This is a genomic window from Neochlamydia sp. AcF84, assembly GCF_011087585.1.
Taxonomy (GTDB): Bacteria; Chlamydiota; Chlamydiia; order Chlamydiales; family Parachlamydiaceae; genus Neochlamydia.
In genome coordinates this window covers 1-7,155 of the sequence record NZ_VJOT01000002.1, presented here as the reverse complement: position 1 = coordinate 7,155, position 7,155 = coordinate 1, and the positions used below count along the sequence as shown (strand labels likewise).

The 7,155-nt window shown below is 38.4% G+C and carries 7 protein-coding genes; 3 read left to right on the top strand and 4 right to left on the bottom strand.

Annotation, left to right across the window (positions count from 1 at the left end):
• Positions 1–264 precede the first annotated feature (264 nt).
• The gene (gene queC / locus NEOC84_RS00040) at positions 265–924 is read right to left on the bottom strand and encodes a 7-cyano-7-deazaguanine synthase QueC (RefSeq protein ID WP_166154103.1); all 660 of its coding nucleotides are present in this window, start codon (positions 922–924) and stop codon (positions 265–267) included.
• 2 nt (positions 925–926) lie between these two features.
• Positions 927–1,574, bottom strand: a complete 648-nt coding sequence (locus NEOC84_RS00035; RefSeq protein WP_166154101.1) for a radical SAM protein — start codon at positions 1,572–1,574, stop codon at positions 927–929.
• Positions 1,575–1,885: 311 nt separating this feature from the next.
• On the opposite strand from NEOC84_RS00035, the gene NEOC84_RS00030 reads away from it, so the two are divergent.
• The 3 genes from NEOC84_RS00030 to NEOC84_RS00020 all read left to right on the top strand — a co-directional run bounded on the left by NEOC84_RS00030 (position 1,886) and on the right by NEOC84_RS00020 (position 6,223).
• Positions 1,886–3,727 (top strand): ankyrin repeat domain-containing protein, encoded by a 1,842-nt coding sequence (locus NEOC84_RS00030; protein WP_166154099.1) that lies wholly within the window; start codon positions 1,886–1,888, stop codon positions 3,725–3,727.
• Between the two features lie 393 nt (positions 3,728–4,120).
• Entirely contained in the window at positions 4,121–5,131 is a 1,011-nt protein-coding gene (locus tag NEOC84_RS00025; RefSeq protein ID WP_166154097.1) for a malate dehydrogenase, read from the top strand.
• Positions 5,132–5,395: 264 nt separating this feature from the next.
• Positions 5,396–6,223: a hypothetical protein gene (locus NEOC84_RS00020; protein WP_166154095.1), complete on the top strand. Its 828-nt coding sequence runs from the start codon at positions 5,396–5,398 to the stop codon at positions 6,221–6,223.
• A gap of 200 nt (positions 6,224–6,423) precedes the next feature.
• Here the strand turns inward: NEOC84_RS00020 and NEOC84_RS00015 are convergent, their stop codons facing one another.
• Together NEOC84_RS00015 and NEOC84_RS00010 are read right to left on the bottom strand one after the other, a co-directional pair.
• A complete protein-coding gene (locus tag NEOC84_RS00015) occupies positions 6,424–6,966 on the bottom strand; it encodes an IS630 family transposase (protein WP_347566609.1) in 543 nt (180 codons plus the stop codon).
• On the bottom strand, positions 6,954–7,155 hold a 202-nt coding region (locus NEOC84_RS00010; protein ID WP_166154093.1), incomplete at its 5' end, for a winged helix-turn-helix domain-containing protein. The genes NEOC84_RS00010 and NEOC84_RS00015, both read right to left, overlap by 13 nt.

Genomic DNA, 7,155 nt, shown 5'->3' with positions numbered 1-7,155 from the left:
TTTTTTGGTGACTACAAATTTTTATAAAAAAGCTATAAGAGACTAATAATAAAACAATTACCGGCTTTAAGTTTATAGAAAAAAATGGAACTTCCGTTAAAATTTAGATCATAGGTAAGGAAGTCAGCAAATTTTTTATAAAATACTTTAAGATGGCAAGCTGTTGGGATTCTTCTGCAATAGATCAGCTCCTTCTCTTTTCTTATGTCAATGATAGATAAAAGCTTTATAAGCTTTTTAATAGCCTGTTATTTAAGAGAAAATTTACCCTTTGGCTGCTGCAAATCCATAGGCCCTTAAGATGCATGCATCGCATTGCCCACAAGGCTTTTGCTGAGGCGTCGGATCGTAGCAGCTAAAAGTCATGTGTATAGGCACGTCTAATGCGAAGCCCTGGCGAATAATTTCAGCTTTATCCCACTGGATTAAAGGTGTTAAAAGCTGAGGCGAGCTTCCTTCAGCAGCTTGCTTAGTGCCCACATTTAAAACCTGCTGAAAAGCTTGAATGTAGCTAGGTGTACAGTCGGGATAGGAGGGAGCATCTAATGCATTAGCTCCTAAATAAATTTCCTGAGCAGCTAGTATTTCAGCTTGCCCCATAGCATAAGCTAGAAAAAGAGTGTTACGTGCTGGCACATAGGTATTGGGGGTTTGCCCTGAGCCTATATCTTCTTTTGATCGATTTTTTGGTACCGCTAGATCGGACACTAAAGAAGAAGATTTAAATACACTTGAGTCAATTTGGACAATACTATGTTTAACTTGATAGTATCTGGCAATCTTACTGGCGTGCGTAAGCTCTATACGATGCCTTTGACCATAGTCAAAACTCAAAGCATAACATTCCCTCCCTTGTGCCAGAGCAAGAGCTAATATAACTGTTGAATCTAATCCCCCGCTCAATAAAACGATAGCTCTTTTCATCTTTAAACGCCTTTAGTATAGGGAGGCCATATAAATTTATGAATTTGCAAATTTAAGCGCACGGCTAGCTGATCTTCTAATATCCAATTGACTAAGGTTTGGGAAGGCAATACCTCAAATACAGGCGAAAACAATATCTCACTGACTTTCTTAAATAATTGATGTTGGTTACAGACCGCCTTAGCATAATCGTAATCTTCCCGATTGCTGATCACAAATTTTATCTGGTCATGAAAGCGCAAATGGGCAAGGTTATCCCAAAGGTTTTTATTGCTCATCTGGCTTCCAGGGCATTTAATGTCTAGAATGATGCGTACATTTGCATTCACCTTTTGGGTAGACAGAGAACCTCCAGTTTCTAGGCTGACGATATATCCTGCCTGGCATAATTGCTCCATTAAAGGGAGGACGTTAGCCTGCAAAAGTGGTTCTCCTCCCGTCACGCAAACATATTGACAGCCAAAAGAAGCTACCTTTGAAAAAATACTTTCTAAGGTATAAGAGACCCCCCGTCCAAATGAATAGGTAGTATCACACCATGAGCAGCGAAGATTACAGGCCGCCAAGCGTATGAAAGTCGTAGGTAGCCCGGCTAAGCTTGTTTCCCCTTGAATGCTACGAAAAATTTCAATAATATTAAGAGAAGTCATTGATTTACAGAAGGTACTTTTTTATCAGAAATAATATGATAAGGGATAGTTTATAAAGATAGAAACAATTTCAGGTTCCCACAAGCATTTAGTGCTTTAAGAAGAAGATGGCTATAGCTAACTACCTAAACTTATATAGACAATAATTTTTTTTGTCTAGATTGAGTGTCTCATAAGATAGGTAAATTTTCCTTGTCTTTTACGATTCAACATGTATTAAAGCTATGATTGCCCTTCTTTTAAAAATTTAATATAAAAAAACAGTAGGATGATATATTATTAGTAGTAAAATTTTACAGGGATTGCTAGCAATGAAAGTATCAAATTTTTTTTCCTTAATTAACCCTTGTTCTTCTCAGCATCATGCTCTTCGAGATTTTAGCATTCTTAATAGTAAATCAAAGCTATGGGTGGGTAGCCTTACCGCCTTAATCACCTTAGTGGCCCTCCCTCTTCTACCCTTAGCTGTGCCCATCGCTGTCTTCTCTTTTCGCACTTTAGTGAAAAAATTTTCTGCTGCTAAAATATCTACAAAACCTAGGCTTCAAGAGCAGGCTAATGCAGTGCAATACGCTGCCCGCCAAATTACTTTTAAGCCGATAAATGTTGAACATGTTAATAGAGCGGCCGCCGAGAATCTGGGCAGCCCTAAGAAAGAGTTGACCTCTACAAGCGAAAATGATATTTCCTCCCGGGTTAGCTCTCTAGGCAAAACAGATAGCATCTTGTTGCCAGAAACGGAGGAAATTAATTTAAATGAAGAGGAACTCCCTCCTTTACACCTGGCCGCAAAAAGAGGAGATCTAGGCAAGGTCGAAAGCCTACTTCTTATTCATCCCGTTAATGAAAAAAGCCCCACCTCTCAGCGCACGGCGTTAAGTGTAGCCGCTGAAGCTGGGAAATTACATATTGTTAAATATTTATTGCAAAAAGGTGCTGATCCGCAACTGAAAGATCAACATTTTCATTGTGCTTTAGAGCTAGCCGCTCAGGCAGGGCATTTAGATATTGTTAAAGCTTTGTGCAATCAAGGCACCAGCCCATTCAGAGAGATTTTGAGCCAAGCCTTGCTTTTATCTGCTAGAACTGGAAAAAAAGAGGTGGTCAGCTATTTACTAGAACAAGGGGCCGATGCAAATAGTACCAATAGAGAGGGCAATCTACCTTTGCACCTTGCTGCCCAAGCTGGACATTTGCAGGTTGTCAAGATCCTAGTAGATCCTACTAAAAATATTGATGCTTTAAATGATGACAAGCGCACCCCTTTAAGTTGTGCTGCAGAAGTAGGAGAAGTAGCAGCAGTAAAATATTTATTAACTCAAGATTCTAACCCTGCTATTAAGGACAAAAATAATGAGCTGCCTATCATTTGGGCAGCTAAGAAAGGACATGTAGCTATCGTTAAAATCCTACTTTCAAAAATTGATAAGGCCTACGAGCGGGAAAAAGTCTTAACTTTAGCATTAAGATTTGCTTGCCGCTACGGAAAGAAAAAAGATATTAAAGCCTTACTCAAATTAGGAGGAGATGTTAACAAAGAAGATGATCATGGGAAGCTACCTTTGCACCATGCTGTTGAGAAAGGCTCTTTATCTACTGTTAAAATTTTACTTCCTCTGACTCATAATTTGAATGCCAAAGAAGGAGATAAGGATCAAACAGCTTTAAGCTTGGCAGCTGAGGGCGGCAAAATTGAGATAGTTAATTACTTGTTAAAACACGGTGCAGATGCTAATGAAGCTGACCAATCTAAAGCTTTACCTCTACATTATGCCGCTATGGGAGGGCATTTGCCAGTTATTAGAGCTTTGATAGAAGCAACCCCTCACATTAATGCGAGAGATGATAGCGAAAGCACCCCCTTAAGTTATGCTGTACAAGGAAATCATCTAGAAATTGCCCAATTCTTATTAGAGCAAGAGGCGGATGCCAACATCTTTGATAGGAACTTAAGGTTACCCCTGCACTATGCGGCAAAGTATGGGAATGTAGAGTCGGTAAAAATTTTGGTAGATAAAACTACAGATATCAATGCCAAAGATTACAGGGGCACTACAGCTTTACGCTGGACAAAAGAGTATTTATCGGAAAAAAATCGGATAAATTACGAGCAGATCATTCAACTTTTAGAAGCTAAAGGCGCCTTAGAATAGCTGCATGGCAAAAATAGAGATTTATATATAAACACCTAGGCACTCTTTTTTAAAAGAAAACATAAAATCTTCAATGATTGATGGATTGACTGCCGGAGCTTTACAAGTTTTTTTCCCTTATAAAAAATTTCTTCTAAAGAATTGAGCGCATTAGCGAAAATTTTAGAGAAAAAAGTCAGTATAAATTGTACTTGGTGCAGAGAAATGGCAGCTTCGGAAATATTTTTAACCATAAAAAAGTAACAAAGATAGAATTTTTCTGAAATTGCATAGGTAAATTTCTAACCCTAAGTTTTTTTAAGTTTCCCTTGGCTCTATAACTTTAGCTTAACCAAAATGGAACTTTACTTTTAGAATTCCTTTATCCTTTAATAGCAAGAAAGAAGAATTTTTATGCCTCAACCTCTGAAACGTATTGCTGTCACAGGCGGAGCAGGGCAAATCGCTTATAGCCTCTTATTCCGTCTAGCCAATGGCGACTTATTAGGCGCTACTCAGCCCATAGGATTGCATCTTTTGGAAATCCCAGAAGCCATGCCCATTCTCCAAAGTGTAGCTATGGAGCTTGAAGATTGTGCTTTTCCCCTTTTAAAAGAAATAATCATTGGAAGCAATCCCGATGAGGTTTTTAAAGAGATAGATTATGCCTTCCTAGTAGGTGCCAAACCACGCGGTCCTGCCATGGAAAGAAAGGATTTGCTCAATGAAAATGGCAAAATTTTTGTTGAGCAAGGTCGAGCATTAAATAAGTCCGCCAATCCGCATGCCATTGTGTTGGTCGTGGGAAATCCCTGTAATACTAATTGTTTAATTGCTCTTAGCCATGCTCCGCGGATTCCCCCGCAAAATTTTCATGCGATGATGCGTTTGGATCAAAATCGTGCCGTAAGCTTATTAGCAAAAAAAGCAAATGTTAATAGCCATGAGGTAACAAGAGTCGTGATATGGGGCAACCATTCTTCTACGCAAGTGCCTGACTTTACCCATGTGCATATAAAAAATAGGCCTTTGATAAATTTTCCGATAAGCCAGCATTGGCTGGAAAATGATTTCATGAGCGGAGTACAAGAAAGAGGATCTAAAATTATTGCAGCCAGAGGAAAATCCTCCGCAGCTTCAGCAGCCCATGCAGCTATTGATGCCATGAAAGCTATCATCAACCCTACCCCTCCAGGAGAGTGGTATTCCTCAGGAGTGATTAGCAACCATAACCCTTATGGGATTCAAGAAAACCTAGTTTTTTCCTTTCCTTGTCGTACCAAGGAAGATAGAACATATGAGATCGTAAAAGATCTTCCTTGGCATGAGTGGATAAGAAGTAAGATTATGGCCTCGGAAAGCGAGCTAATTGAAGAGCGCATTTTTGTGAAAGATAAGATAGGTGCCCATTTACACATCAGCTAGGAGCTTAGAAGATGAGTGAATTTTAACTCGAGATAACTTCAGGCCTGTTTAGAGATTAGCTTATACAGCTATCAACATAAAGTAATATAGACCTTCTTCAGTTGATTTCTTATGAAGTACTAGCTCTTCTGATAAGCATGTGAATAAAATTGCATTTGAGCTCTAGTTTTTTATGAATAGGGGGAAGACCCTAAAAGCAAAGATATTCTTACCGTAAGAACTAAATATTTTTTTTCAAACCTCGAAATGAGATAAAAAACAATTATGACATTCGATGACTTACAATTAATGTTTAACAGAGCGTTAGCCCTCTCTCTTAATAAGAAAAAATTTCTACTAGTCTTTACCATTTTAGCATTATGTGGTGTCTTAGTAGTGTTTTTTCGTGGCCTAGCTTTAGGAGCTAATGAATGGCTGATGATGAGTCTAACTTTTTTACCTATTTTTCTTTGTGCAGGATTTTTACTTTCCACAGGGATTGTTCTTATTCGCATTTATCATGATGAAATAAAAAAAAAGCAGGCCAGTTACACAGAGATATTAGCTAAATCATGGGAGATCATGATTGGAGCTTCTTATTTTTGCATCCCAATTATTTTAAGCTACCTATTGCTGTGGATGCTTTTGGGTCTCTTTTTTTTACTAGAGGAAATTCCTGCAGTAGGCCCCTTCTTCAGCGCTATTTTGGCTTTTGGTCCCTTTTTAATTAATTTAGGTACTCTGCTTCTATGCATATTAAGCCTGGCAATTCTCTTTTTTGTTACCCCCGTGATTGCTTTGAAAGGCTTAAATCGCATACAAGTTGCTGACATATTATCTAAAAGAATGAGAGGTGATCTATTTAGTAATATTATTTTATCCCTAATAGCTACCTTTCCTCTATGGTGCCTTGCGGGTTTGCTAATTTTAGCCGCTTGGATGACAGGATCAGTATGTTTTTCATGCCATCACCCTTTACACGCAATCCTTCAATGGTTTTTTACCATGATACCTTTCACTGCAATCCTTACGCCTGCTGTGATTTTTTTCTTTAATTTTGCAGCTGAGGCTCATGTTTTAATGATAAGAGGTCCCCAAAAAACTTCTTCATAAGTGCCTAACTTTGTATTAAGCTACCCATGAAGAGTTTTAAAAGATGAATAAAAAAACTGCTAGAAAGCTAGCCGAGCCTGGGGGAGTAGGTTTATAAACCACTTCCAGCCTCTTAGAACAATTTGAGAAAAGCCAGCCATATATAACGTTGATAATTAAAAAGAATAAGATAATACGCTTTTAAATTACTCCTTACACAATTAGGCATACGATACAGCACATAAACTTTTCATTCTTTTTTCTTGCAGACATACCTTTCTCCAAGAAGCTATTGCCACCTTTTCTAGTTCTTTATAACCCCGATAAATACGATTAGACCAAAAATGGCTACGCAAGTAATGCCATAAGTTTTCAACAGGATTAAGTTCAGGACTATAAGGAGGTAGAAAGAGCAGGTGAATATTGGAAGGAACTTTCAGCGTTTTACTAGTATGATAGCTAGCTCGGTCTAAAATTAGCAAAGCATGGGAAGAAGCAGGCAGCGATTGACCAACTTGCTTAAGAAGAATTTCCACTCCTTGGCTATTTAAGAAAGGTAGAATCATTCCTTCTGCTTGCCCTGAACGTGGGCAAACAGCTGTAGCTACATACAGATTTTTATATTCTGTCTGCCTAGGAGCTTTTGGCCGTGTTCCTTTTTTTGCCCATACCTTAGTAGAGGTGCTTTGTTGCCCAAGCCGTGCTTCATCTTCAAACCAAATTTCGATGTTTTTCTTGGGAAATCGTTTGTTTAAGCTGGTAATGGCTTTTGGAATTTTTTTTTAAAGGCTTCTTGCTCTCTTAAGTTAGCTTTATAATGTTGAGGACGAGGAACCAAAGGTGTATAGCGGCAACGACGTAAGATTGTCCAAATTCCTTGCAAGGTTAAGTTTTTACCAAACTCTTTTTTTAGAATAGCTTGCAGATCAACTAGGTGGAAAACATTGATGCTT